We start from the raw sequence: 23286 nt of genomic DNA, 5'->3' as shown, positions 1-23286 counted from the left end.
ACCCCCCTGAAAGCGACAGGCTTTTTCAGGATCGTGCGCGTCACCGGCTTGACGTAGAATCGGCCACCGGGCCCAAATTCTGGCGTCCGGTTTTTTGTGTCCGCACCGTTCCACGCTGAACGGCCCTCGCGGCACCACCGGAACCCCAGGTCAAGCGCTCGCAGCCCCTCCCGGCGCACTGCGATCAACGCGCTGGTCATCAACCTGGAGCTTCGAGATGGACATCTTCGACTACGACAACGTTCTGCTGTTGCCACGCAAGTGCCGCGTGGAAAGCCGTGCGGAGTGCGACACCAGCGTGGAGTTCGGCGGCCGCCGCTTCAAGCTGCCCGCCGTGCCGGCCAACATGAAGACGGTGCTCGACGAGCGCATTGCCGCCTGGCTGGCCGCCAACGGCTACTTCTACGTGATGCACCGCTTCGACCTGGACAACGTGGCCTTCGCCCGCCAGATGCGCGAGGCCGGCCACTACGTGTCGATCAGCTCGGGCGTGAAGCCGGCCGACCGGGCCGTCATCGACCGCCTGGCGGCCGACGGCGTGGGTGCCGACTACATCACCATCGACATCGCCCACGGCCACGCCGAGAGCGTGCGGCAGATGATCGAGTACATCAAGGGCAAGCTGCCGCAGGCCTTCGTGATCGCCGGCAATGTGGGCACACCCGAGGCGGTGATCGACCTGGAGAACTGGGGTGCCGACGCCACCAAGGTGGGCATCGGCCCGGGCAAGGTCTGCATCACCCGGCTGAAGACCGGCTTCGGCACCGGCGGCTGGCAGCTGTCGGCGCTGAAGTGGTGCGCCCGCGTGGCCACCAAGCCCATCATCGCCGACGGGGGCATCCGTCACCACGGCGACATCGCCAAGAGCGTGCGCTTCGGCGCCGCGATGGTGATGATCGGCTCGCTGTTCGCCGGCCACGAGGAATCCCCCGGCCAGACGGTGGAAGTGGACGGCAAGCTGTACAAGGAGTACTACGGCTCGGCCTCGGACTTCAACAAGGGCGAGTACAAGCACGTCGAGGGAAAGCGCATCCTGGAGCCGGTCAAGGGCAAGCTGGCCGACACCCTGCGCGAGATGCAGGAGGACCTGCAGAGCTCGATCAGCTATGCCGGCGGCAAGCAGCTGGCCGACCTCAAGCGGGTCAACTACGTGATCCTGGGCGGTGAGAACGCGGGCGAGCACCTGCTGATGTGAGGCCCCGGCCGGCACCTTGGGGAGACCGGGGCCTTGTGCCCCGGTCCATCCCCAATCGGAGGTGGTGGCCAGATGTATCCGAAGGCAACATCGACCGGATGAAGTACGCCATCCCCCTCCTCAGCGCCGCCGCCCTGGCGGTCGGCCTGGCTTTCCCGGCCCGCGCGGCGGTCGAAGAGCAGTCCACCAGCCTGGTCAGCAGCACGCCCTATCTGTTCTCCTACCGCCACCAGCGGCACATGGTGGTCACGGCCGATGGCCGCTACCACCTGCTGACCAATCTGGGCACCCAGGGCGGCGCGCAGGCCAGCCTGTATCTCCTGTCCTCCCATGACGGGGTGAACTGGGTTCAACAGCGCCACCTGGGTTACACCGGCTACGACGCCGTGTCCGACAGCGCGCTGACCGGCAACACCCTGACCACCGTCTTCCAGGACAACCAGGGCTTCATCCGCTACGCGACCGCCACCTACGACCCGGACACCCAGGGCTGGAGTTCGTTCACGGTCAGCAAGCTGCCCCGGGCCAGCGCCGACATCCGTGCGGTGAACCCCAGCTTCACCGTGGACGCCAACGGCAACACCTGGGTCGCCTATGTGGAAGAGGACACCCGCGTCGGCGTCGAAACGGCCCGCATCGTGGTGTACCGCCGCGCCGCCGGCAAGAGCAACTGGGTGGCTGCGGGCTATCAGCAGCCCTTCAGCGATGTCGGCCCCTACGACACGATGTACCGGGCCAAGCGCAGCGCCCGCCTGGTGAACATCCCGGGTGGCATCGGCATGGTCTACACGGTGGGCAAGGACATCTTCTGGGCCGAGCGCCAGCTCAAGGGCGGGGCCACCGTGGCCTGGAACACGACCACGATGTTCCTGAGCGGCACCGAAGACAACGACCCCATGTCCAGCCACTTCAGCGCGGTCACCGACGCAACGGGCAACGTCTTCGTCACCTTCACCGATGCGGGCAGCCTGTACTTCACCCGTCGGGATGCCGCGACCCGCCAGTGGCCCAGCAAGCCCAGGATGCTGATCTCGTCCGCCAGCAATCCCAACGCCTTGCCCACCTATTCCCAGATCGCCTGGCTGGGCGGCGATCAGCTGCTGCTGGCCAGCAACATCCGGGACAACATCCGGGTCTGGAAGGGCTCGACAAGCGCCTCGCCTGGCTTCACCTGTCTGCTGCAGACGACCCACACCGTCCGCAACGCCAACGCCTACTACACCGATGCACGCCTGGAGATGCCTGCGCTGCCGGTCCCCACGGCGGCCATTCCCCTCCTGCAGCAGTGGCAGGAGTTCAACCCCGACTCTCCGCCGCCCGAGAAGGCCGGCTCTCAGCCCTTGCAGTACGCCAACGGGCTGACCTTCCTGCCGAGCAACGCGCCCAACTGCGATTGAGCCGACGCTCCCGCCGGGACCCTGCGGGATAATCGGTCATCATGACCGAACTCGCCAAATCCTTCGAGCCCAAGGACATCGAAGCCCGCTGGGCCCCGCTGTGGGAGCAGTCCGGCGTCTACCAACCGACGCTCGACCCGGCCAAGCCTTCCTTCTGCGTCCAGCTGCCGCCGCCCAATGTGACGGGCACGCTGCACATGGGCCACGCGTTCAACCAGACCATCATGGACTCGTTGACGCGCTACCACCGCATGCGCGGCTTCAACACCCTGTGGGTGCCGGGCACCGACCACGCCGGCATCGCCACCCAGATCGTGGTGGAGCGCCAGCTGCAGGAACAGAAGGTCAGCCGCCACGACCTGGGCCGCAAGAACTTCGTCGCCAAGGTCTGGGAGTGGAAGGAGAAGTCCGGCTCCACCATCACCCAGCAGATGCGCCGCTTGGGCGACTCGGTGAGCTGGTCGCACGAGTACTTCACCATGGACGACAAGCTGTCCAAGGTGGTGACCGAGACCTTCGTGCGCCTCTACGAGGAAGGCCTGATCTACCGCGGCAAGCGCCTGGTGAGCTGGGACCCGATCCTCAAGTCCGCCGTCTCCGACCTGGAGGTCGAGAGCGAGGAGGAGGACGGCAGCCTCTGGCACATCCGCTACCCGGTCGAAGGGTCCACCGAATCGCTGGTGGTGGCCACCACCCGGCCGGAAACCATGCTGGGCGACACCGCCGTGATGGTCCACCCCGAAGACGAGCGCTACACCCACCTGATCGGCCAGCAGGTGCGCCTGCCCATCACCGGCCGCCTGGTGCCGGTGATCGCCGACGACTACGTGGACAAGGCCTTCGGCACCGGCGTGGTGAAGGTCACGCCCGCGCACGACCAGAACGACTACCAGGTCGGCCTGCGCCACGGCCTGCCGATGCTGACCATCTTCGACCTGGAAGCCAAAGTCAGCAACGCCGAGGTGGCCGAGATCCCGGCCGCCTATGTCGGCCTGGACCGCTTCGCGGCCCGCAAGCAGATCGTCGCCCAGCTGGAGGCCGAGGGCCTGCTGGTGGAAGTCAAGAAGCACAAGCTGATGGTGCCGCGCTGCGCCCGCACCGGCCAGGTCATCGAGCCGATGCTGACCGACCAGTGGTTCGTGGCCATGACCAAGGCCGGCGCCGGTGGCAAGAGCATCGCCGAGGAGGCCATCGAGGCGGTGGCTTCGGGCGACGTGACCTTCGTGCCCGAGAACTGGGTCAACACCTACAACCAGTGGATGAAGAACATCCAGGACTGGTGCATCTCGCGCCAGCTGTGGTGGGGCCATCAGATCCCGGCCTGGTACGGCACGGATGGCGAGCTGTTCGTGGCCCGTAGCGAGGACGAGGCGCGCGCCAAGGCGGCTGCGGCCGGCTACACCGGCGCGCTGACCCGCGACGAGGACGTGCTGGACACCTGGTATTCCTCGGCCCTGGTGCCCTTCTCCACCCTGGGCTGGCCCGAGCAGACGTTGGAGCAGGACCTCTTCCTGCCCTCCTCCGTCCTGGTCACCGGCTACGACATCATCTTCTTCTGGGTCGCCCGGATGATCATGATGACCAAGCACTTCACCGGCAAGGTGCCCTTCAAGCACGTGTACATCCACGGCCTGGTGCTGGACGCCCAGGGCAAGAAGATGTCCAAGTCCGAAGGCAATGTGCTGGACCCGGTGGACCTGATCGACGGCATCGCCCTGGGGCCGCTGCTGGACAAGCGCACCACCGGCCTGCGCAAGCCCGAGACGGCGCCCAAGGTGCGCAAGGCCACCGAGAAGGAATTCCCGGACGGCATCCCGGCCTACGGTGCCGACGCGCTGCGCTTCACCTTCGCGGCCATGGCCACGCTGGGCCGCAGCGTCAACTTCGACAGCAAGCGCTGCGAGGGCTACCGCAACTTCTGCAACAAGCTGTGGAACGCCACCCGCTTCGTGCTGATGAACTGCGAAGGCCAGGACTGCGGCCTGGCCGACCATGCCGCGGGCAGTTGCGCGGCCGGTGGCTACCTGGACTTCAGCCACGCCGACCGCTGGATCGTCAGCGAGTTGCAGCGCGTCGAAGCCGAGGTGGCCAAGGGCTTTGCCGAATACCGTCTGGACAACGTGGCCAACGCCATCTACCAGTTCGTCTGGGACCAGTACTGCGACTGGTACCTGGAGATCGCCAAGGTGCAGATCCAGACCGGCACGCCGGAGCAGCAGCGCGCCACCCGCCGCACGCTGATCCGCGTGCTGGAGACCGTGCTGCGCCTGCTGCACCCGGTGGCCCCCTTCATCACCGCCGAGCTGTGGGACACCGTGGCTCCGGTGGCGGGGCGCAAGGCGGCGGGCGACGCCAGCACGCTGGCCACGGCCGCCTACCCGGTGGCCCAGCTGGAGAAGGTGGACGCCGCTTCCGACGCCTGGATGGCCAAGCTCAAGGACTTCGTCGGCGCCTGCCGCACCCTGCGCGGGGAGATGGGCCTGTCACCGGCCGAGCGGGTGCCCCTGCTCACGATCGGCGATGCGGCCTTCATCACCCAGGCCGCGCCGGTGCTGCAGGCCCTGGCCAAGCTCAGCGAGGTGCAGGTGATGAGCGACGAGGCCGCCTTCGCCGAAGCCACGGCCATGGCACCGGTGCTGGTGCAGGGCGAGGCTCGCCTGGCGCTGAAGGTGGAGATCGACGTGGCTGCCGAACGCGAACGGCTGTCCAAGGAAATCAAGCGCCTGGAGGGCGAGGTCACCAAGGCCGAGGGCAAGCTGGGCAACGAGAGCTTCGTCGCCCGCGCGCCGGAAGCCGTGGTGGCCCAGGAACGCCAGCGTCTGGTCGATTTCGGCCGCACACTGGAGGGCCTGCGCCAGCAGCTGGCCAAGCTTCCCACCGCTTGAGGAAACATTTGTCGGCCGCCGGTCACACCGGTGGCCGACAAATTTGGCATCCTTAGGGTTATCCGCAACACAAAGGGAACCGAATGCAGAAGATCAACAAGGCCATCTTTCCGGTCGCCGGCTTGGGCACGCGCTTTCTGCCTGCCACCAAGGCCATGCCCAAGGAGATGCTGCCGGTGGTCGACAAACCGCTGATCCAGTACGCCGTGGAAGAGGCCTACGCAGCGGGCATTCGCCAGATGATCTTCGTGAATGGCCGCAGCAAGCGCGCGATTCCCGACCACTTCGACACCGCCTTCGAGCTCGAGCACGAACTGGAAGCGGCCGGCAAGCAGGAGCTGCTGGACCTGGTGCGCACCATCAAGCCCGATGACATGGAGTGCATCTACATCCGCCAACCCAAGGCCCTGGGCCTGGGCCATGCGGTGCTGTGCGCGCAGTGCGTGGTGGTGAACGAGCCTTTTGCCGTGCTGCTGGCCGACGACCTGATGGTCGGCAAGCCACCGGTGCTCAAGCAGATGGTGGATCAGTTCAACGAGTGGCGCGCCTCCATCCTGGCGGTGCAGGAAGTGCCGCCCGAGCACACCAAGCGCTATGGCATCGTGGCCGGCACGCCGGTCAACGACCGCCTGATGGACCTGAGCCACATCGTCGAGAAGCCGGCTCCGGCCGACGCCCCGTCGAACCTGGGCGTGGCCGGTCGCTACATCCTGACCCCGGGCATCTTCCACGAGATCGCCAACCTGCCGCGCGGCGTGGGCGGCGAGATCCAGCTGACCGACGGCATCGCCAACCTGATGCGCCGGGAGAAGGTGTTCGCCTACCGCTACGAAGGCCGCCGCTACGACTGCGGCAGCAAGGAAGGCTTCTTGGAAGCCAATGTGGAACTGGCGCTGGCCCACCCGCAGCTGGGCGCCGGCTTCCGCGAGTACCTGAAGACGCTCGACATCTGAGCGTCATGCCCTCGGGCTGGCCCTCTGCGCGCCAGCCCGCCGGTGCCGTCTGAGGTGCCGTCTGGCCGGGAGGCTCAGCGGCGGCGCAACCAGTGGACCAGCTTGTCGCCCTGCGACTCCTGCGCCACCAGTTCGTGCCCGGTCTGGCGGGCAAAGGCCTGGAAATCCCGCGACGAGCTGGGATCGGTCGCGATCACCTTGAGCAACTGGCCGCTGTTGAGTTCGGCCAGGGCCTTCTTGGCCTTCAAGATGGGCAGCGGGCAGTTGAGTCCGCTCGTGTCGAGTTCCTTGTCGGCTTGCATGCGGATCCTTCTATCCCTTCTGTCACCGTTGGGACATTCTAAAAACAACTCAGGCCCCGCAGGGCTCAAGTGCGGCTGGTCCAGTCGCGCAGCGTGACTTCGTGGCCGCGTTCGCGCAGCCACTGGGCCAGGGCCAGCCCGGTGCCTCCGGGCCAGCAGATGACCTCGCCCGGCGCGAAGAGACGGTACTCCACCAACTCGGGCGAGAGCTGCACCTGTCCGTGCGCCTGCACATGGAAGGCGATGATCACCTGGTTGAGGCGCTGGAAGTCGTAGACCCCGATCAGCGACACGGCGCTGACATCCAGGTTGGTCTCTTCCTTGACCTCGCGGGCGATGCCCTCCTGCGGGCTCTCGCCGGCCTCCATGAAGCCGGTGATCAGCGCGAACATGTCGCCCGACCAGGCGGCATTGCGCGCCAGCAGCAGCCGTCCGTCCTGGTCGGTGCACTCCACCACCGCCGCCAGCACCGGCGTGGGGTTGTTCCAGTGGGTGAAACCACAGGCGGCGCAGCGCAGGCGCTGCTTCTCGCCGCCATCCTCCAGCGCCGAAATCCAGCCCAGGGGCTGGGCGCACTGCGGGCAGAAGCGGTACTGCGGGAGTTCGTTCATCGCAGGTGGCCGATCCCCGCCTCAGGCGGGGAACACCCCGGTGGACAGGTAGCGGTCGCCCCGGTCGCAGACGACGAAGACGATGGTGGCGTTCTCCACCGTGCGGGCAATCTGCAGCGCCACCCAGCAGGCACCGGCCGCCGAGATACCGGCAAACAGCCCCTCTTCGGCGGCCAGGCGGCGGGCCATGTCCTCGGCGTCGGCCTGGCTGACCGAGACCAGTTCGTCCACCTGGGACGGGTCGTAGATCTTGGGCAGGTAAGCCTCGGGCCACTTGCGGATGCCCGGGATGCGCGAGCCCTCGGAGGGCTGGGCGCCGATGATGCGCACGGCCGGGTTCTTCTCCTTCAGGTAGCGCGACACCCCGGTGATGGTGCCGGTGGTGCCCATGGCGCTGACGAAATGGGTCACCTGGCCGGCGGTGTCGGTCCAGATCTCCGGTCCGGTGCTGTCGTAGTGGGCGGCCGGGTTGTCCGGGTTGCCGAACTGGTCCAGCACCCGGCCCTTGCCGTCGCGCTGCATCTGCTCGGCCAGGTCACGGGCCAGCTCCATGCCACCGGACTTGGGCGTCAGGATCAGCTCGGCACCGAAGGCCTTCATGGTCTGGGCCCGCTCGATGGACAGGTCCTCCGGCATGATCAGCACCATGCGGTAACCCTTGATGGCCGCGGCCATGGCCAGCGCGATGCCGGTGTTGCCCGAGGTGGCCTCGATCAGCGTGTCGCCGGGCTTGACCTCGCCACGCAGCTCGGCCTGGCGGATCATGTTGATGGCCGGTCGGTCCTTCACCGAGCCCGCGGGGTTGTTGCCTTCGAGCTTGCCCAGGATCACGTTGCCGCGGCCGGAGATCTCGTCTCCGGGCAGGCGTTGCAGACGGACCAGCGGCGTGTGGCCAATGGCTTCCTCAAGGGTCTTGTAGTGCGGCATGGGTCCGGCAATCAGGGCGAAGGTTGCCATTATGGGCGGCGCGCAAGACCCGGTAATTCGCCATGCCATAATGCGCGCCCAACGTGTTCCATGGCCTTCGGCCTGTCAGCACGATCCGATGCCCGCGTGACGAAATCGGTAGACGTAGCGGATTCAAAATCCGCCGCCGCAAGGCGTGCCAGTTCGAGTCTGGCCGCGGGCACCAGGACCTCGCATTGCGCGGCGTTCCTCCAGCCTTTCTCCGTAGCGAGCGCTCATGCCCCCCATGCCCCCGATGACCAAGGCGCTGTTGCTGATCTGCACGGCGGTGTTCTGCGCACAAGCCCTGTTGGGCGGCTACCTGCCGCTGACCGCTTGGCTGGCGCTCTGGCCGCTGGGCTCGGGCAACTTCATGCCCTGGCAGCTGATCACCTATGCCTTCCTGCATGCGGACATCGGCCACATCTTCTTCAACATGCTGGGCCTGTGGATGTTCGGCAGCGAGCTGGAGCGGCTGTGGGGCGGCAAGCGCTTCCTGCAGTTCATGGCGGCCGGCGTGCTGTCCGCCGCGGCCTGCCAACTGATCATCTCGCCGCTGTTCGGCTCCTTCGCGCCCACCATCGGCATCTCGGGCGGCCTGTTCGCCCTGCTGCTGGCCTACGGCATGCTGTTCCCGGACCGGACCATCATGCCGCTGTTCCCGCCCATCCCGATGAAGGCGCGCACCTTCGTGCTGGTCTTCGGCCTGATCGAACTGGGCATGGGCGTGGCCGGCATGATGGGCGTGGCCCACTTCGCCCACCTGGGCGGCATGCTCGGCGGTTGGCTGATGATCCGCTACTGGCGCGGCCAGCCCCCGTTCCCGCGCCGTCGGCGCTGGTGAATCAGCGACCCGCCTTCAGGGCGTCCAGGACATCCGGATAGAGGAGCTGCAATCGCAGCTCCTTTTTCATTCGGCCGTTCGTCAGGCGGCGTGATTCGCTCAGGAAGCTCATCTGCACCGGCGACAGCTCGGCCACGGCCTGGGCGCGGCTGATGCGCGGCGGCCGCGGCAGGTCGCAGGCATCGGCCACCACCTCGAAGTGCTCGCCCATGCGGCGCTGGCTGTCGTCGCAGACCTGATAGACGCGCTGCGGCCGACCCCGGAACAGGGCCAGCCCGCAGGCCCGGGCCAGATCCTCGGCATGGATGTGGTTGGTGTAGACGTCGTCCTCGGGCCGCAGCACCGGTGCGCCGCGGCGCACCCGCGCCGCTGGCCCGCCCTCGCGGTCGCCCGCGTAGATGCCTGGCACGCGCAGGATGCTCACCGCCCAGCCGGCCGCCCGGCCGACCGCCCGCCAGGTCTGCTCGGCCGCCACACGGCGCCGCGCCCGGTCGGTCTGCGGCGCACAGGCCCGGGTCTCGTCCACCCAGGCACCGCCCGCATCGCCATACACCCCGGTGGTGCTGGCATAGACCAGGCGCCGCACCGCCCGGCCCTGGTGCAGGGCCCGCACCAGGGCGCGAGAGCGCGGGTCCCCCGCACCTTGCCCCGGCGGCGGCGCCAGCATCAGCACCCGGCTGGCCAGCGCAGCCAGCCGCCGCAGGCTGGCGGGCGCGTCCAGATTGCCCACCAGCGGCGTCACCCCGGCCGCGCGCAGGGCTTCGCAACGGTCGGGTGAGGACGTCAACACCCGCACCGTCTGATGGCGCAAGCGCGGCAAGAGGCGGCTGCCCACGTCGCCGCAGCCCACGATGAGCAGGCGGCTGCGGCGGAAGCGGGCGGGCAGGGACATGGTGGACAGGGCAAAATGAGAGGTTGCGCCGAGTGTAGCCAGCGCGCTGGCCGGCACCGCGACGCCCCCTTCCCTTTCCGGTTTGCCCAGATCCCCATGAGCTTTCACGTCACCCTCCAGCCTTCGGGCCGCCAGTACAACGTCGACGGCGACGAAACCCTGCTGACCGCCGCCATCCGGGAAGGCATCGGCCTGCCCTATGGTTGCAAGGACGGCGCCTGCGGCTCCTGCAAGTGCAAGCTGATCGAAGGCCAGGTGGTGATGGGCGAGCATCAGGAAAAGGCCCTGAGCGCCGCCGAGCAGGCTGCCGGCATGATCCTGACCTGCCGGGCCACCCCGCAGACGGACGTGGTGCTGGAAGCCCGCGGCGTGGCCGCCGAGGGCCAGTTCCCCGTGCTGAAGATGCCCGGTCGCGTGCTGTCGCTGGAGCGTCTGGCCGAGGATGTGATGCGCGTGAAGGTGCAACTGCCGGCCAACCAGAACTTCCAGTTTCACGCCGGCCAGTACATCGAGTTCCTCCTGCGCGACGGCGCCCGCCGCGCCTACTCCATGGCCAACGCCCCGCACAAGCTGGGCACGCCGCCGGCCATCGAACTGCACATCCGCCACATGCCCGGCGGCAAGTTCACCGACCAGGTCTTCAGCACGCTCAAGGAAAAGGACATCGTGCGCATGGAAGGACCCTTCGGCAGCTTCTACCTGCGCGAGGACAGCGACAAGCCCATCGTGCTGCTGGCCTCGGGCACCGGCTTCGCGCCGATCAAGGCCCTGATCGAACGCATGGAGGCCCAGGGGCTCAGCCGCCCCACCGTGCTGTACTGGGGCGGCCGCCGCAAGGCGGACCTCTACCTGACCGACTGGCTGGCCGAGGCCACCGCCCGCCTGCCCTGGCTGCGCTTCGTGCCGGTGCTCTCCGACGCCCTGCCCGAGGACGGCTGGACCGGCCGCACCGGCTTCGTCCACCAGGCGGTGATGGCCGACCTGCCGGACCTGTCCGGCCACCAGGTCTATGCCTGCGGCGCGCCCATCGTCATCGAGAGTGCCCAGCGCGATTTCGTGGCCCAATGTGGCCTGCCGGAGGACGAGTTCTACGCCGACAGCTTCACCTCCGAAGCCGACAAGCACCCCAACGCCTGAGGTCCCATGGACGCCCTGTTCTTCTTCCCGCTGGCCGTGATGATCGCCCTGACCCCGGGGCCGAACAACTTCTGCGCGCTCAACAACGGGATCCGGCAGGGTGTGGGTGCCGCGCTGTTCGGCACCATCGGCCGGGTGCTGGCCTTCGCCATCTTCCTGACCATCTCCGCCGTGGGCCTGGGCGCCATGCTGCTGGCCTCCGAGACCGCCTTCAGCGTGCTCAAGTGGCTGGGCGCGGCCTACCTCTTCTGGCTGGGCTGGAAGGCCTGGCACAGCACGGACGCCGGCCATCTGGCCGCCGACGACAGCCAGGTGCCGCCGCGCTCCCTGCGCAGCCTGGCCACGCAGGAATTCCTGCTGGGCATCAGCAACCCCAAGGCCATGCTGCTGTTCGCGGCCATCTTTCCGCAGTTCATCAACCCGGCCAAGCCGGCGGCCCACCAGTTCCTGGTGCTGGGCGCCACCTACCTGGCGGCCGAGTTCGTGTCCGCCGCGGTCTATGGCGCGGGCGGCCGCCAGCTGCGCCGCTTCATCACCACGCCGCGCGGCGCACGGCGCCTGAACAAAGCGACCGGCGGCTTCTTCGCCGGGGCCGGCGGCCTGCTGCTGGCCGCCCACCGCTGAGCCCGGCCGCCGGGGCCTCGGTTCAAGCCTGGGCCCGGTAGGCCGCCGCCTGCCCCGTCAGCCAACTGGCCAGGGCCTGCAGCAGCGGCCCATCGGCCTTGTGCGGCGGATAGATCAGCCGGTAGCTGCGGCCGCTGGCATGCGGGTGCGGCAGCACCACCACCAGCCGGCCGCTGGCCAGATCGCTTTCCACCAGCAGACGCGGCACCAGGGCCACGCCCAGCCCCTGGGCCGCCGCTTCCGACAGCATGGAGAACAGCTCCATGCGCGGCCCGGCCATGTCGTGCTCCACCGCCCGCCCCAGCGAGGCGAACCACTGCCGCCAGCCGTCCGGCCGGGTGCTGGCCTGCAGCAGCGGCAGCCGGGCCACGTCGTCTGCCGAGCGGCAGGCCTGCGCGCCGGGCAGGCGCGGGCTGGCCACCGCCACCAGGGGCTCGGGCAGCAGGTCGATGGACTCGGTGCCGGGCCAGGGCTCGCTGCCGGGCAGGATGGCGGCGTCGAAGGGCGTGTCGGTGAACAGGAAAGGCCGGGTGCGCGGCGTGAAGTGCAGCGTGATGCCCGGATGCTGGCGTTGGAAATCGCCCAGGCGCGGCAGCAACCACTGGGTGGCAAAGGTGGGCACCACCGCCAGCTCCAGGCTGCCACCGCCCTCCTCGCCGCCGCTCATCAGGTCCAGCGCATCGCGCTCCACCTCGTCCAGCCGCGCCGCCACCCGCCGGCTGTAGCGCTGGCCCGCCTCGGTCAGGGCCACGCCGCGCTGGCTGCGGCGGAACAGCTTCACGCCCAGGAAGTCCTCCAGGCTGGCGATCTGGCGACAGATGGCGCTCTGGGTGACCGCCAGTTCGCTGGCGGCCCGGGTGTAGCTCTGGTGGCGGGCGGCCGCCTCGAAGGCGGCCAGGGCGGCGGTAGAGGGCAGTTTGCGGCGCATGCCCTTGCCTCAGTCAAGGCCACGCACCACCTGCCAACTGCTGTGCCAGAGTACCCGGAGGAACCACAGCGCCAACAGCGGCAGGAAAAACACCTCAAAAGCCAATGCACCAGCCAAACCGACCAGGGCATTGGCCACCACTTTCAGCCAATCAGCTTCGCCTCCGCTCTGTGAGGGCGCGGCCTGTGCCGCAGTCGCTTGGGATGAGGCGGACAAACCGACGACGCTTTTGAAGGCATCCCGCAGCTTTGTGGCCTGGCTCTTCACGGCGTCACTGGCTGCAGAAGCCACATTGGGCACTGGAGCTTGGCGGATGGCTTGACTGGCCTCGGCCATCTTGAGGCTGACGACGGACTGCGCACCGCAATCCAAAAGTGCATATACCGGCACCACCAGCCGCAAGCAGACCAGGACACCAGTGAGCCGCCACAGCAACGGTGCCCAAGCCCAACGCCGGTAGCCTGCCCACCCGGCAAGAACCAGCATGCACAGTGCGGCCCCCAGAAAGGCGCCATGCGCCGCGACGTCGGCGAACAAGCGCAACACCCCTTGGACCATCGCGGCAGTGAACAGCAAGGACGCCGTGTGCCCAGCCATCTCCCGCAGCGGCTCCAACCAGGCAAAGGGTGCCACAGTACCCATCACCACGGCCCCACCGGAGACTCCCACGCTGCGCAACTCGCTGAGCACGGCCTCAAACGCCCTGGTGGCGATGAAGGCCTCGCTGGAACGCTTGATCGATTCTTCCAGTTGCCCTACGGACCAATCGTTGCCCCAGTGGGCCCCCAACAGCAGCGCGGCCACCAACAAGCACAGACCCCAGACACCCCAATTGCCCCGCGGCCCGGGGGGTCTCACTGCCAAGCCCGCCGATCCCTTTTCGCTCATGCCTGCTCCAGAATGATTATTTCGCACAAATCAGTGCGATATTCTCGTTTGCCTCCCAGAGACTGTCGACCCTAATATTCGTCTCAATCACATCACGGAGACTGCCCACCATGAATGCCCCCCGCGCCGCCAAGCCCGTTTTCCATTGGGACGACCCCCTGCTGCTGGAAGACCAGCTGAGCGAGGACGAGCGTCAGGTGCGTGATGCCGCCCGCGCCTACTGCCAGGACAAGCTGGCCCCGCGCGTGCTGGAAGCCTTCCGCCACGAGAAGACCGATGCCGCCATCTTCCGCGAGATGGGCGAACTGGGCCTGCTGGGCCCGACCATCCCCGAGGCCTACGGCGGTGCCGGCCTGAACTACGTCTGCTACGGCCTGGTGGCCCGCGAGGTGGAGCGCGTCGATTCGGGCTACCGCTCGATGATGAGCGTGCAGTCCTCCCTGGTCATGGTGCCGATCTTCGAGTTCGGCAACGAGCAGACCAAGCAGAAGTACCTGCCCAAGCTGGCCACCGGCGAGTGGATCGGCTGCTTCGGCCTGACCGAGCCCAACCACGGCTCCGACCCGGCCAGCATGATCACCCGCGCCAAGAAGGTGCCGGGCGGCTACAGCCTGTCGGGCAGCAAGATGTGGATCACCAACAGCCCGATCGCCGACGTGTTCGTGGTCTGGGCCAAGGACGACGAAGGCGCGATCCGCGGCTTCGTGCTGGAAAAGGGCTGGAAGGGCCTGTCGGCTCCGGCCATCCACGGCAAGGTGGGCCTGCGCGCCTCCATCACCGGCGAGATCGTGATGGACGAGGTCTTCTGCCCCGACGAAAACGCCTTCCCCGAGGTGCGTGGCCTGAAGGGCCCGTTCACCTGCCTGAACAGCGCCCGCTACGGCATCGCCTGGGGTGCCCTGGGCGCGGCCGAGTTCTGCTGGCACATGGCCCGCCAGTACACGCTGGACCGCAAGCAGTTCGGCAAGCCGCTGGCGGCCAACCAGCTGGTGCAGAAGAAGCTGGCCGACATGATGACCGAGATCACCCTGGGCCTGCAGGGCTGCCTGCGCCTGGGCCGCATGAAGGACGAAGGCACCGCCGCGGTGGAGATCACCTCCATCATGAAGCGCAACAGCTGCGGCAAGGCGCTGGACATCGCCCGCACCGCGCGTGACATGCTGGGGGGCAACGGCATCTCCGACGAATTCGGCATCGCCCGCCACCTGGTCAACCTGGAGGTGGTGAACACCTACGAGGGCACGCACGACATCCATGCGCTGATCCTGGGCCGTGCGCAGACGGGTATTGCTGCTTTCTGAACGGATCGGACTGCTGAAAAACCTCGCGTTCGCTTGGCGCGAGGTTCGGTCGCCGGGCTGTGCTGCTCCGCTCATGTCCCCCGGCCTTCGGCCTCCCCCTTGACTTCGCTCCGCAACGCAACCCGACTCCCGAACCAGGCAGCGTTTTGGCTGTTTCACGCTGGCAAGTACGCCCCGCTGAACCGGCCGAGGGGGCTGGGCAGGCCCTGCAGCGAAGTCAAGGAGGAGGCGGCCACAGGCCGCCGGGGGACATGAGCGAAAGGGCCTGCCCAGGCACCTCGGCCCGCGCCACCTCTGACACTGACGACCGAAAACACCGATGAACACCACCGCCCTGCAAGGCCTCAAGGTCCTCGATCTCTCCCGCGTCCTCGCCGGGCCCTGGGCCAGCCAGCTGCTGGGCGACCTGGGCGCCGATGTGGTGAAGGTGGAACGTCCCGGCGCCGGGGACGACACCCGCAGCTGGGGCCCGCCCTGGGTGCCCACGGCCGAGGGCACGCCCAGCCGGCAGGCGGCCTACTTCCAGTGCGCCAACCGCAACAAGCGCTCCATCGCCATCGACATGGCCACGCCCGAAGGCCAGGCCCTGATCCGCGAACTGGCGGCCCAGGCCGACGTGGTGCTGGAGAACTTCAAGGTCGGCGGCCTCAAGGCCTACGGCCTGGACTGGGAGAGCCTCAAGGCCCTGAACCCGCGCCTGGTCTACTGCTCCATCACCGGCTTCGGCCAGGAAGGCCCCTACGCCCACCGCGCCGGCTACGACTTCCTGATCCAGGGCATGGGCGGGCTGATGAGCCTGACCGGCCGCGCCGACCACGAGGAAGGCGCCGGTCCGCAAAAGGTGGGCGTGGCCCTGGTGGACATCATGACCGGGCTGTACGCCACCATCGGCGTGCTGGCCGCGCTGCGCCACCGCGACGCCACCGGCGAAGGCCAGCACATCGACCTGGCCCTGCTGGACGTGCAGGTGGCCGCACTGGCCAACCAGGCCGCCAACTACCTGACCAGCGGCGTCGCGCCCAAGCGCATGGGCAACGCCCACCCCAACATCGTCCCCTACCAGGACTTCCCCACCGCCGACGGCGACATGATCCTGGCCATCGGCAACGACGGCCAGTTCGCCAAGTTCTGCGCCGTGGCCGGCCACCCGGAATGGGCCACGGACGAGCGCTTTGCCACCAACCCGGCCCGGGTGGCGAACCGGGCCGTGCTGATCCCCCTGCTGCGCCAGGCCACGGTGATGCGCAGCACCGCCGAATGGATCGCCGCACTGGAAGATGCCGGCGTGCCCTGCGGCCCCATCAACCGGCTGAACGAGGTCTTTGCCGACCCGCAGGTCCTGGCGCGCGGGCTGAAGGTGGACATGCCCCACCCGCAGTTCGGCAGCGTGCCCCTGGTGGCCAACCCGATCCGCCTGTCCGCCACCCCCGTGCAGTACCGCGTGGCGCCGCCCACGCTGGACGAGCATGGCGCCGCCGTGCTGCGGGACTGGCTGGGGCGCTGAAGCCCCCGCGCACATGCGCCGTGCGGCGCGCTTCTTCTTGTCCTGCATCGAGGGCAGCACACCGTGACTTGACCCTGCGCAGTCCCGCGGATACGGCTTGAGCGACAATTCAGGGTTTTCCGCCAGGCGACGTTCGGGCCCTGGCCTGTTGTCCACCCCCTTTGTCCCAGGATCCGACAAGAATGAGTGCCTTCCACGAAGAGCGCGTGCTGAGCGTGCACCACTGGACCGACCGGCTGTTCAGCTTCACCACCACCCGCGACACAGGCCTGCGCTTCTCGAACGGCCACTTCACGATGATCGGCCTGAAGGTGGACGGCAAGCCCCTGCTGCGCGCCTACTCCATCGTCAGCCCCAACTACGAAGAGCACCTCGAGTTCCTGAGCATCAAGGTGCAGGACGGCCCGCTGACCTCGCGTCTGCAGCACATCAAGGTGGGCGACCACATCATCGTCGGCAAGAAGCCCACCGGCACGCTGCTGATCGACTACCTGGTGCCGGGCAAGCGCCTGTACCTGCTGTCCACCGGCACCGGCCTGGCGCCCTTCATGAGCATCATCCGCGACCCGGACACCTACGAGAAGTTCGAGCAGGTCGTGCTGGTGCACGGCGTGCGTCAGGTCAACGAACTGGCCTACCACGACTACATCACCCAGGAGCTGCCCCAGCACGAGTTCCTGGGCGAGATGATCAGCCAGCAGTTGCTTTACTACCCCACCGTCACCCGTGAGCCCTACAAGCACCAGGGCCGCGTGACCACCGTGATCGAGAACGGCCAGCTGGCCAACGATCTGGGCATCCCCCAGCTCAATGCCGCCGAAGACCGCGTGATGATCTGCGGCTCCCCCGAGATGCTGCGCGACCTGAAGACCATGATGGAAGTGCGCGGCCTGAAGGAAGGCAGCACCACCACGCCGGGCGACTTCGTGATCGAACGCGCCTTCGTGAGCCAGTAAGCGCACCCTCCTGTGCGATGCCGCTCCGGCACCGCACCAGCGCCCGCCCCTGAGCGGGCGCTGTCACGTCGGCCCAGCCGGAACGACGCCCCCGGCTTGCTCCAGATCAATTTCGGCAAGTGCGGGGGCAAAACTGACGCAAGCGGCAGGCACCTTCTGACTATCATGGGCCATGCCCCACGCACCGGTCGCCCGCCCGATCCTGTGGTCGCTCGTCGCGGCCTTGCTGACCGGCCATGCGCCAACGCAGGCCGCCCCCGATCCGGCGCCGGCCACCGAAGGTCTGGATGCCGGGGTGCCTGCCCGGTGGCAGGAGGCCTCGCCCCCCGCCCGCCAGCCGGCGGACGACGCCACCCTGGTCCACTGGTGGCAGCAGTTCCAGGATCCCCAGCTGTCGGCCCTGATCCAGGCCGCGCTGGACCGCAACCCCGACCTGCGCTCGGCCCGCGCCACCCTGGCCCAGGCCGAAGCCAGCCGCGCAGTCATCGCCGCCGGTGGCCAACCCCAGCTCTCGACGCCGGCCTCGGCCAGCCGCAACCGGGTGGACAGCAGCAACAGCAAGCTCTACAAGGTGGGGGTCAGCGCCAGCTGGGAACTGGACTGGAACCACGCCATCGACACCAGTGTCCGCGCCGCTGACGCCACCCTGCGCAGCGCCGCCCAGGATCTGGCCACGGCCCGGATGGTCATCACCTCGGACGTGGCGGTGGCCTACTTCCAGTGGCGGGGCGCCCAGTGGCGTCAGCGGGTCGCACGGGCCAACCTGGCCTCGCTGGAGGAGACGCAGCAGCTGGTGGCCTGGAAGACCCAGGCCGGCCTGCTCAGCCAGCTCGACCAGGACCAGGCCCGCCAGAGCGCCGAACAGACCCGGGCCAGTCTGGTCGCCCTGGGCACCGAGGTGGCGCAGGACGAGCACCAGCTGGCTCTGCTCACCGGTCGCACCCCGGCCGAGCTGACGGGACAGCTGGGCGAGCCCCCCCACTGGCCAGGCACCGATGAGCTCATCGCCCGCCTGCAGGTGGGCGTCCCGGCCGATCTGCTGCGGCGCCGGCCCGACCTGCGCTCGGCCGAGGCCAAGGTGCAGGCTCAGTGGTACAGCATGGTCAAAACCCGCCAGGATGGCGATGCCACCTTCGCGCTGACCGGCTCGCTGGGCCTGCAGGCCACCGCGCTGAAGGCGCTGACCAGCGGGGGCGCGGCCCTGGTGACGGCCCTGGGTTTGAACATCGACTGGCCGATCTGGGAGGGCGGCAAGCGTCAGGCCCTCATCGCCGAGCAGAAGGCCGCCTGGGACATCAGCCGCGCCAGCTATGAATCCGCGCTGCTGGGGGCCGTGCAGGATGTGGAAGACGCCCTGGTGGCCACCCGCGACAGCGTGGACCGCTGCCAGGCGCTGCAGGCCGCCACCGACGCCGCCCAACGGGTGGTGGACACCCAGCGCCAGCGGCACGAGGCCGGCCTGATCGACACCGCCACGCTGCTGGACAGCCAGCGCACGCTGCTGAGCCTGCAGACCAGCCTGGCCACGGCGCGCACCGACCAGGCGCAGGCGCTGGTGCGGCTCTACAAGTCGCTCGGCGGCGGTTGGTCGCAGGACGACATCGCCGTGGCCACGCCGGCGCCGCCCCCCTCGGACAACCCGCTGAGCGCCCTCTTCCGGAACGAACCATGACCGACGCCACCACCACCCCGCCCGAGGCCTCCGCGCTGCCCGACTGGCTGCAGGGCGACCCGCGGCCGCTCTGGAAGCGCCCGGGGCTCTGGCTGGTCGTCGGCCTGCTGGTGCTGGCCCTCGGCGGCGGGGTGGTCTGGATGCGCCAGCGGGCCGCGCAACAGGCCCCGCGCTATATCACCGAGCCCCTGGTGCGCGGCGACCTGGCCCTCACCGTCTCTGCCGACGGCACCCTGGAGCCGACCCGCTCGGTCAACATCGGCAGCGAGCTCTCCGGCACCGTCGCCCGGGTGCTGGTGGACGTGAACGACCGGGTGCGCAAGGGCCAGGTGATGGTCGAGCTGGACAGCTCCAAGTTCCAGGACCAGGTCCGACTGTCCCAGGGGGCGCTGGACAGCGCGCGGGCCAGCGTGCAACAGGCCCAGGCCACCGCCAAGGAAGCGCGGGTGGCCCTGCAGCGCCTGCAGGAAGTGGGTCGCCTGTCGGGTGGCAAGGTGCCCGCCGCCACCGACCTGGACGCCGCCCAGGCGGCGCTGGACCGGGCCGTGGCCGCCGAAGCCGCCGCGCGCGCCACGGTCGTGCAGGCCGAGGCCACCTTGCGCACCAACCGCACCAACCTCACCAAGGCCGCCATCCGCTCGCCCATCGACGGCGTGGTGCTGACCCGCTCGGTGGAGCCCGGCAACGCGGTGGCCGCCTCGCTGCAGGCCGTCACCCTGTTCACCGTGGCCGAGGACCTCAGCCACATGAAGCTCTCCGTCAACGTGGACGAGGCCGACGTCGGCCAGATCCAGGTCGGCCAGAAGGCCCAGTTCACCGTCAGCGCCTGGCCCAACCGCAAGTACCCGGCGGTCATCACCCGGGTGGCCTACGGCTCCACCATCACCGACAACGTGGTGACCTACACCACCGACCTGGAGGTGGCCAACCCCGACCTCACGCTGCGCCCGGGCATGACCGCCACCGCCACCATCGCCGCCACCGAGCACAAGAACGTGCTGCTGGTGCCGCGCAGCGCACTGAACTTCTCCCCCACCGCGGCCGCCAAGTCGGGCTCGGGCAGCAAGAGCGTGGTGTCGATGCTGATCCCCCGCCCGCCCAGCAGCGGCACGCGCAGCGCCAAGACCGACACCCGCAACGGCGGCACCCGGCAGATCTGGGTGCTGGTGGACGGGCAGCCCAAGGCCGTGGACGTGCAGCTGGGCCTGAGCAACGGCCGCCTGACCGAGGTCAGCGGCCCCGGCCTGCAGCCCGGCATGGCGGTGATCACCGAACAGCAGAGCGGCACCGCACCGTGAGCCCCGCCACGTCCACGCCGGCCGATGCGCCGCCGCTGATCCGCCTGCGCGGGGTCACCAAGACCTACGGCAAGGGCGCCATCGCCTTCCAGGCCCTCAAGGGCGTGGACCTGGACGTGCAGCGCGGCGAGTTCGTCGCCATCATGGGCCCCAGCGGCTCGGGCAAGTCCACCGTGATGAACGTGCTGGGCTGTCTGGACACGCCCAGCAGCGGCGAGTACCTCTTCGAGGGCATCCACGTGGAGCGGCTGGACCGCGACGCCCGCGCCCGCCTGCGCCGCCACCAGCTGGGCTTCGTGTTCCAGGGCTTCAATCTGCTGGCCCGCACCTCGGCGCTGGAGAACGTGGAACTGCCCCTGCTCTACCGGGGCACACCCACGGCCGAGCGCCACACCGCGGGCCGCGCCGCGCTGGCGCGTGTGGGCCTGGACGGCTGGGAGAGCCACACCCCCGGCGAGCTCTCCGGCGGCCAGCAGCAGCGCGTGGCCATCGCCCGGGCCATCGTCACCCAGCCGGCCGTGCTGCTGGCCGACGAGCCCACCGGCAACCTCGACAGCGCCCGCAGCCAGGAAATCATGGCCCTGCTGGCCGAGCTCAACCGCAGCGGCATCACCGTGCTGATGGTGACCCACGAGCCGGACATGGCCGCCTGGGCCCACCGGGTGGTGCACTTCCGCGATGGCCGCATCGAGCGCGACGAGGCGCAGACCCCGGTCACGGCCGCGCCGCCTCAGGAGGAAGCCGCCTGATGTGGGCCAGCTCCATCCTGCTGGCCCTGCGGGCCATCCGGCGCAACCTGCTGCGCTCCTTCCTGACCGTGCTGGGCATCGTCATCGGGGTGGCCGCGGTGATCACCATGGTCACCGTGGGCAATGGCGCCACCCAGGCGGTGCGCGACCAGATCAGCAGCCTGGGCAGCAACCTACTGCAGGTGCGCCCCGGCCAGCGTCTGGGCCCGGGCATGGGCACGGCCGGCGCACCGCCGTTCAAGGAAGCGGATGTCGAGGCCATCTCGGCGCAGATCGGCGGCCTCAAGGCCGTGGCCCCCGAGGTGCGCTCGGCCGTCACCGTGGTGGCCAACGGCAAGAACTGGTCGACCACCGTCACCGGCAGCACCAACGCCTACTTCCTCACCAACAACTGGAACCTGGCCGGCGGCCGGGTCTTCAGCGACGAGGAGCAGACGGCCGGCGCCGCAGTCTGCGTCATCGGCGCCACCGTGCAGCGCGAACTCTTCGGTGCCAGCAGCAACCCGCTGGGTGAGCAACTGCGGGTCAAGTCCTTCTCCTGCCAGATCGTCGGCCTGCTGGCGCCCAAGGGCCAGGCCGCCATGGGCATCGACCAGGACGACACGGTGATCGTGCCGCTGCGCACCGCCCAGCGCCGCGTCACCGGCAGCACCAAGATCAACACCCTGCTGATCTCGATGCAGGAGGGCGCGGACAGCGCGCGCATCACCGACAAGCTCACCGCCCTGCTGCGCGACCGCCGCAAGCTGGCCGAGGGCGTGGACAACAACTTCAACGTGCTGGACACCGCCCAGATCGCCCAGACCCTGTCGGGCACCACCGCGCTGATGACCTCGCTGCTGGGCGCGGTCGCCGCGGTCAGCCTGCTGGTGGGCGGCATCGGCATCATGAACATCATGCTGGTCAGCGTGACCGAGCGCACCCGCGAGATCGGCGTGCGCCTGGCCATCGGCGCGCTGGCGCGCGAGGTGCTGCTGCAGTTCCTGGTCGAGGCGGTGGTGCTGTCCTCGCTGGGCGGGCTGGTGGGCATCTTCCTGGCCACCGGGGCCTCGTTGGGCATCACCGCGCTGATGGGCGTGCCCTACCTGTTCAACCCGGGCGTGAACCTGCTGGCCTTCGCCTTCTCGGCGGCCATCGGGGTGATCTTCGGCTACTTCCCGGCCCGCCGGGCCGCGCAGCTGGACCCGATCGACGCCCTGCGGCACGAATGACGCGGGCGTTCTGAGCCCGCTTCAGTTCGTGCTGGCCTGCCGCCCCTGCCACCAGGCCCCGGCGAAGATGCCGGCCAGCGCCCACAGCAGGTCCCAGCTGCCCGCGCCCAGGCCTGCGATGGCCGGACCGGGGCAGACCCCGCACAGGCCCCAGCCGATGCCAAACAGCGCCGAGCCGATCACCGTGTCCCGGTTCCAGGCCGAGGCATGGCGCTCGAAGTTGCCCCCCAGCAGCGGCGCTTGGCGCCAGCGCGGCAGCAGGGCATAGGCCAGTGCGGTCAGCACCACGCCGCCGCCCATCACCAGCACCAGGCCGAAGTCCTGCCAGCGCAGAAAGCTCAGCACCACCTGCGGCTGGATCATGGTCGAGGCCGCCAGGCCGAAGCCGAACAGGGCCCCGCCCAGCAGCACCGCCAGAAAGCGCGGCAGATCCAGCCGGTAGGCACCGCCTTGCGCCGGAGTGGCGGGCGAAGAGGAAACGTCGTTCATCGCGCCACTCCCGCGGGCAGCCAGGCGGCCACGAGCTGGGCCGTGGCAAAGGCCGTGGCCATGAAGACCAGCACCGCGCCCACCGAGGGCAACTGGAAGGAGCCCATGCCGCAGATGCCATGGCCGGAGGTGCAGCCGTTGCCGCGCCGCGCGCCATAGCCCACCAGCAGACCGCCCAGCAGCAGCTGCCAGACCGGCAGGCCGGTGTGCATGGGCTGGCGCGGGCTGAAGAACAGCCACCACACCGCCGCGCCCAGGATCAGGCCCAGCGCGTAGACCAGGCGCCAGGCTCGGCTGTTCAGGTAGCGCGGCTGCTGGAAGGCGCTGCGCTGCGACACGAACGACCAGGTGCTGGAGAAGACCGAGCTCATGCCGCCCACCCGGCCGGTGGCCAGGAACAGCCAGGCCACGCCCAGCCCGATGAACACCCCACCCACGAGGTAATGGGCCCAGCCCGTCGGAAACCACTGCATCATGGCGGCCAGTGTACCCACGGGGGTTCCGC

Annotated in this window: 22 protein-coding genes and 1 tRNA gene; 15 read left to right on the top strand and 8 right to left on the bottom strand. The window is 68.9% G+C overall.

What is annotated here, in order from left to right:
• The first annotated feature begins 217 nt into the window (after positions 1 to 217).
• The 4 genes from LRM40_RS07695 (at position 218) to galU (ending at position 6430) form a co-directional block, all read left to right on the top strand.
• Positions 218 to 1195 carry a GMP reductase gene (locus LRM40_RS07695; protein WP_151122268.1) on the top strand — a complete coding sequence of 326 codons (978 nt, stop codon included), beginning with the start codon at positions 218 to 220 and terminating at the stop codon, positions 1193 to 1195.
• 98 nt (positions 1196 to 1293) lie between these two features.
• Entirely contained in the window at positions 1294 to 2592 is a 1299-nt protein-coding gene (locus tag LRM40_RS07690) for a hypothetical protein (RefSeq protein WP_151122269.1), read from the top strand.
• Between the two features lie 41 nt (positions 2593 to 2633).
• A complete protein-coding gene (locus tag LRM40_RS07685) occupies positions 2634 to 5477 on the top strand; it encodes a valine--tRNA ligase (RefSeq protein ID WP_151122270.1) in 2844 nt (947 codons plus the stop codon).
• Positions 5478 to 5560: 83 nt separating this feature from the next.
• A complete protein-coding gene (gene galU / locus LRM40_RS07680) occupies positions 5561 to 6430 on the top strand; it encodes a UTP--glucose-1-phosphate uridylyltransferase GalU (protein WP_151122271.1) in 870 nt (289 codons plus the stop codon).
• Between the two features lie 74 nt (positions 6431 to 6504).
• Here galU and LRM40_RS07675 read toward each other — a convergent pair whose 3' ends face one another.
• From LRM40_RS07675 to cysM, 3 genes are all read right to left on the bottom strand, one after another.
• Complete coding sequence (locus tag LRM40_RS07675; RefSeq protein WP_151122272.1) at positions 6505 to 6732, bottom strand: sulfurtransferase TusA family protein; 228 nt, start codon at positions 6730 to 6732, stop codon at positions 6505 to 6507.
• 65 nt (positions 6733 to 6797) lie between these two features.
• Positions 6798 to 7343, bottom strand: a complete 546-nt coding sequence (locus LRM40_RS07670) for an NUDIX hydrolase (RefSeq protein ID WP_151122273.1) — start codon at positions 7341 to 7343, stop codon at positions 6798 to 6800.
• 21 nt (positions 7344 to 7364) lie between these two features.
• Positions 7365 to 8270, bottom strand: coding sequence for a cysteine synthase CysM (cysM, locus tag LRM40_RS07665; protein WP_151122274.1), 906 nt, complete (start codon positions 8268 to 8270; stop codon positions 7365 to 7367).
• Between the two features lie 120 nt (positions 8271 to 8390).
• On the opposite strand from cysM, the gene LRM40_RS07660 reads away from it, so the two are divergent.
• Both LRM40_RS07660 and LRM40_RS07655 read left to right on the top strand, forming a co-directional pair.
• Positions 8391 to 8475: transfer RNA gene (locus LRM40_RS07660), tRNA-Leu, on the top strand.
• A 51-nt stretch (positions 8476 to 8526) separates the two neighbouring features.
• Positions 8527 to 9132: a rhomboid family intramembrane serine protease gene (locus tag LRM40_RS07655; protein ID WP_151122275.1), complete on the top strand. Its 606-nt coding sequence runs from the start codon at positions 8527 to 8529 to the stop codon at positions 9130 to 9132.
• A gap of 1 nt (position 9133) precedes the next feature.
• Here LRM40_RS07655 and LRM40_RS07650 read toward each other — a convergent pair whose 3' ends face one another.
• Positions 9134 to 10024, bottom strand: a complete 891-nt coding sequence (locus LRM40_RS07650) for an SDR family oxidoreductase (protein WP_151122276.1) — start codon at positions 10022 to 10024, stop codon at positions 9134 to 9136.
• Positions 10025 to 10120: 96 nt separating this feature from the next.
• Here LRM40_RS07650 and LRM40_RS07645 point away from each other — a divergent pair, with 96 nt between their 5' ends.
• Complete coding sequence (locus LRM40_RS07645; protein ID WP_151122277.1) at positions 10121 to 11161, top strand: CDP-6-deoxy-delta-3,4-glucoseen reductase; 1041 nt, start codon at positions 10121 to 10123, stop codon at positions 11159 to 11161.
• Between the two features lie 6 nt (positions 11162 to 11167).
• Positions 11168 to 11785, top strand: a complete 618-nt coding sequence (locus tag LRM40_RS07640) for a LysE family translocator (protein WP_151122278.1) — start codon at positions 11168 to 11170, stop codon at positions 11783 to 11785.
• A gap of 22 nt (positions 11786 to 11807) precedes the next feature.
• Here LRM40_RS07640 and LRM40_RS07635 read toward each other — a convergent pair whose 3' ends face one another.
• Both LRM40_RS07635 and LRM40_RS07630 read right to left on the bottom strand, forming a co-directional pair.
• Positions 11808 to 12713 carry a LysR family transcriptional regulator gene (locus tag LRM40_RS07635; RefSeq protein ID WP_151122279.1) on the bottom strand — a complete coding sequence of 302 codons (906 nt, stop codon included), beginning with the start codon at positions 12711 to 12713 and terminating at the stop codon, positions 11808 to 11810.
• Positions 12714 to 12722: 9 nt separating this feature from the next.
• Entirely contained in the window at positions 12723 to 13517 is a 795-nt protein-coding gene (locus tag LRM40_RS07630; RefSeq protein WP_151122280.1) for a hypothetical protein, read from the bottom strand.
• 194 nt (positions 13518 to 13711) lie between these two features.
• Between LRM40_RS07630 and LRM40_RS07625 the strand changes: the two genes are divergently transcribed.
• The 7 genes from LRM40_RS07625 (at position 13712) to LRM40_RS07595 (ending at position 22292) form a co-directional block, all read left to right on the top strand.
• On the top strand, positions 13712 to 14902 hold the full coding sequence (locus LRM40_RS07625; RefSeq protein ID WP_151122281.1) for an acyl-CoA dehydrogenase: 1191 nt from the start codon (positions 13712 to 13714) through the stop codon (positions 14900 to 14902).
• Between the two features lie 319 nt (positions 14903 to 15221).
• On the top strand, positions 15222 to 16406 hold the full coding sequence (locus tag LRM40_RS07620) for a CaiB/BaiF CoA transferase family protein (protein ID WP_151122282.1): 1185 nt from the start codon (positions 15222 to 15224) through the stop codon (positions 16404 to 16406).
• 182 nt (positions 16407 to 16588) lie between these two features.
• Positions 16589 to 17362 carry a ferredoxin--NADP reductase gene (locus LRM40_RS07615; protein ID WP_151122283.1) on the top strand — a complete coding sequence of 258 codons (774 nt, stop codon included), beginning with the start codon at positions 16589 to 16591 and terminating at the stop codon, positions 17360 to 17362.
• Between the two features lie 172 nt (positions 17363 to 17534).
• On the top strand, positions 17535 to 19034 hold the full coding sequence (locus LRM40_RS07610; protein ID WP_151122284.1) for an efflux transporter outer membrane subunit: 1500 nt from the start codon (positions 17535 to 17537) through the stop codon (positions 19032 to 19034).
• Positions 19031 to 20332: an efflux RND transporter periplasmic adaptor subunit gene (locus LRM40_RS07605; RefSeq protein WP_151122285.1), complete on the top strand. Its 1302-nt coding sequence runs from the start codon at positions 19031 to 19033 to the stop codon at positions 20330 to 20332. The genes LRM40_RS07610 and LRM40_RS07605 overlap by 4 nt, the downstream gene beginning before the upstream one ends.
• Positions 20329 to 21081, top strand: coding sequence for an ABC transporter ATP-binding protein (locus LRM40_RS07600; RefSeq protein ID WP_151122286.1), 753 nt, complete (start codon positions 20329 to 20331; stop codon positions 21079 to 21081). Before LRM40_RS07605 ends, LRM40_RS07600 begins: the two co-directional genes overlap by 4 nt.
• Entirely contained in the window at positions 21081 to 22292 is a 1212-nt protein-coding gene (locus LRM40_RS07595) for an ABC transporter permease (RefSeq protein ID WP_151122287.1), read from the top strand. Before LRM40_RS07600 ends, LRM40_RS07595 begins: the two co-directional genes overlap by 1 nt.
• A gap of 21 nt (positions 22293 to 22313) precedes the next feature.
• Here LRM40_RS07595 and LRM40_RS07590 read toward each other — a convergent pair whose 3' ends face one another.
• Together LRM40_RS07590 and LRM40_RS07585 are read right to left on the bottom strand one after the other, a co-directional pair.
• Positions 22314 to 22781 carry a YeeE/YedE family protein gene (locus LRM40_RS07590; RefSeq protein ID WP_231067787.1) on the bottom strand — a complete coding sequence of 156 codons (468 nt, stop codon included), beginning with the start codon at positions 22779 to 22781 and terminating at the stop codon, positions 22314 to 22316.
• Positions 22778 to 23275: a YeeE/YedE family protein gene (locus tag LRM40_RS07585; RefSeq protein ID WP_310734145.1), complete on the bottom strand. Its 498-nt coding sequence runs from the start codon at positions 23273 to 23275 to the stop codon at positions 22778 to 22780. Before LRM40_RS07585 ends, LRM40_RS07590 begins: the two co-directional genes overlap by 4 nt.
• Positions 23276 to 23286 lie beyond the last annotated feature (11 nt).

It is taken from the genome of Ideonella dechloratans (assembly GCF_021049305.1).
Classification (GTDB): Bacteria; Pseudomonadota; Gammaproteobacteria; order Burkholderiales; family Burkholderiaceae_C; genus Ideonella; species Ideonella dechloratans.
Note: the sequence above shows the minus strand (reverse complement) of the source record. Positions and strands in the feature narration are given on the sequence as shown.

Coding starts and splice junctions, on each gene's coding strand:
- LRM40_RS07695 (WP_151122268.1), top strand. CDS start 218: ATGGACATCTTCGACTACGACAACGTTCTGCTGTTGCCACGCAAGTGC.
- LRM40_RS07690 (WP_151122269.1), top strand. CDS start 1,294: ATGAAGTACGCCATCCCCCTCCTCAGCGCCGCCGCCCTGGCGGTCGGC.
- LRM40_RS07685 (WP_151122270.1), top strand. CDS start 2,634: ATGACCGAACTCGCCAAATCCTTCGAGCCCAAGGACATCGAAGCCCGC.
- galU (WP_151122271.1), top strand. CDS start 5,561: ATGCAGAAGATCAACAAGGCCATCTTTCCGGTCGCCGGCTTGGGCACG.
- LRM40_RS07675 (WP_151122272.1), bottom strand. CDS start 6,732: ATGCAAGCCGACAAGGAACTCGACACGAGCGGACTCAACTGCCCGCTG.
- LRM40_RS07670 (WP_151122273.1), bottom strand. CDS start 7,343: ATGAACGAACTCCCGCAGTACCGCTTCTGCCCGCAGTGCGCCCAGCCC.
- cysM (WP_151122274.1), bottom strand. CDS start 8,270: ATGCCGCACTACAAGACCCTTGAGGAAGCCATTGGCCACACGCCGCTG.
- LRM40_RS07655 (WP_151122275.1), top strand. CDS start 8,527: ATGCCCCCCATGCCCCCGATGACCAAGGCGCTGTTGCTGATCTGCACG.
- LRM40_RS07650 (WP_151122276.1), bottom strand. CDS start 10,024: ATGTCCCTGCCCGCCCGCTTCCGCCGCAGCCGCCTGCTCATCGTGGGC.
- LRM40_RS07645 (WP_151122277.1), top strand. CDS start 10,121: ATGAGCTTTCACGTCACCCTCCAGCCTTCGGGCCGCCAGTACAACGTC.
- LRM40_RS07640 (WP_151122278.1), top strand. CDS start 11,168: ATGGACGCCCTGTTCTTCTTCCCGCTGGCCGTGATGATCGCCCTGACC.
- LRM40_RS07635 (WP_151122279.1), bottom strand. CDS start 12,713: ATGCGCCGCAAACTGCCCTCTACCGCCGCCCTGGCCGCCTTCGAGGCG.
- LRM40_RS07625 (WP_151122281.1), top strand. CDS start 13,712: ATGAATGCCCCCCGCGCCGCCAAGCCCGTTTTCCATTGGGACGACCCC.
- LRM40_RS07620 (WP_151122282.1), top strand. CDS start 15,222: ATGAACACCACCGCCCTGCAAGGCCTCAAGGTCCTCGATCTCTCCCGC.
- LRM40_RS07615 (WP_151122283.1), top strand. CDS start 16,589: ATGAGTGCCTTCCACGAAGAGCGCGTGCTGAGCGTGCACCACTGGACC.
- LRM40_RS07610 (WP_151122284.1), top strand. CDS start 17,535: ATGCCCCACGCACCGGTCGCCCGCCCGATCCTGTGGTCGCTCGTCGCG.
- LRM40_RS07605 (WP_151122285.1), top strand. CDS start 19,031: ATGACCGACGCCACCACCACCCCGCCCGAGGCCTCCGCGCTGCCCGAC.
- LRM40_RS07595 (WP_151122287.1), top strand. CDS start 21,081: ATGTGGGCCAGCTCCATCCTGCTGGCCCTGCGGGCCATCCGGCGCAAC.
- LRM40_RS07590 (WP_231067787.1), bottom strand. CDS start 22,781: ATGAACGACGTTTCCTCTTCGCCCGCCACTCCGGCGCAAGGCGGTGCC.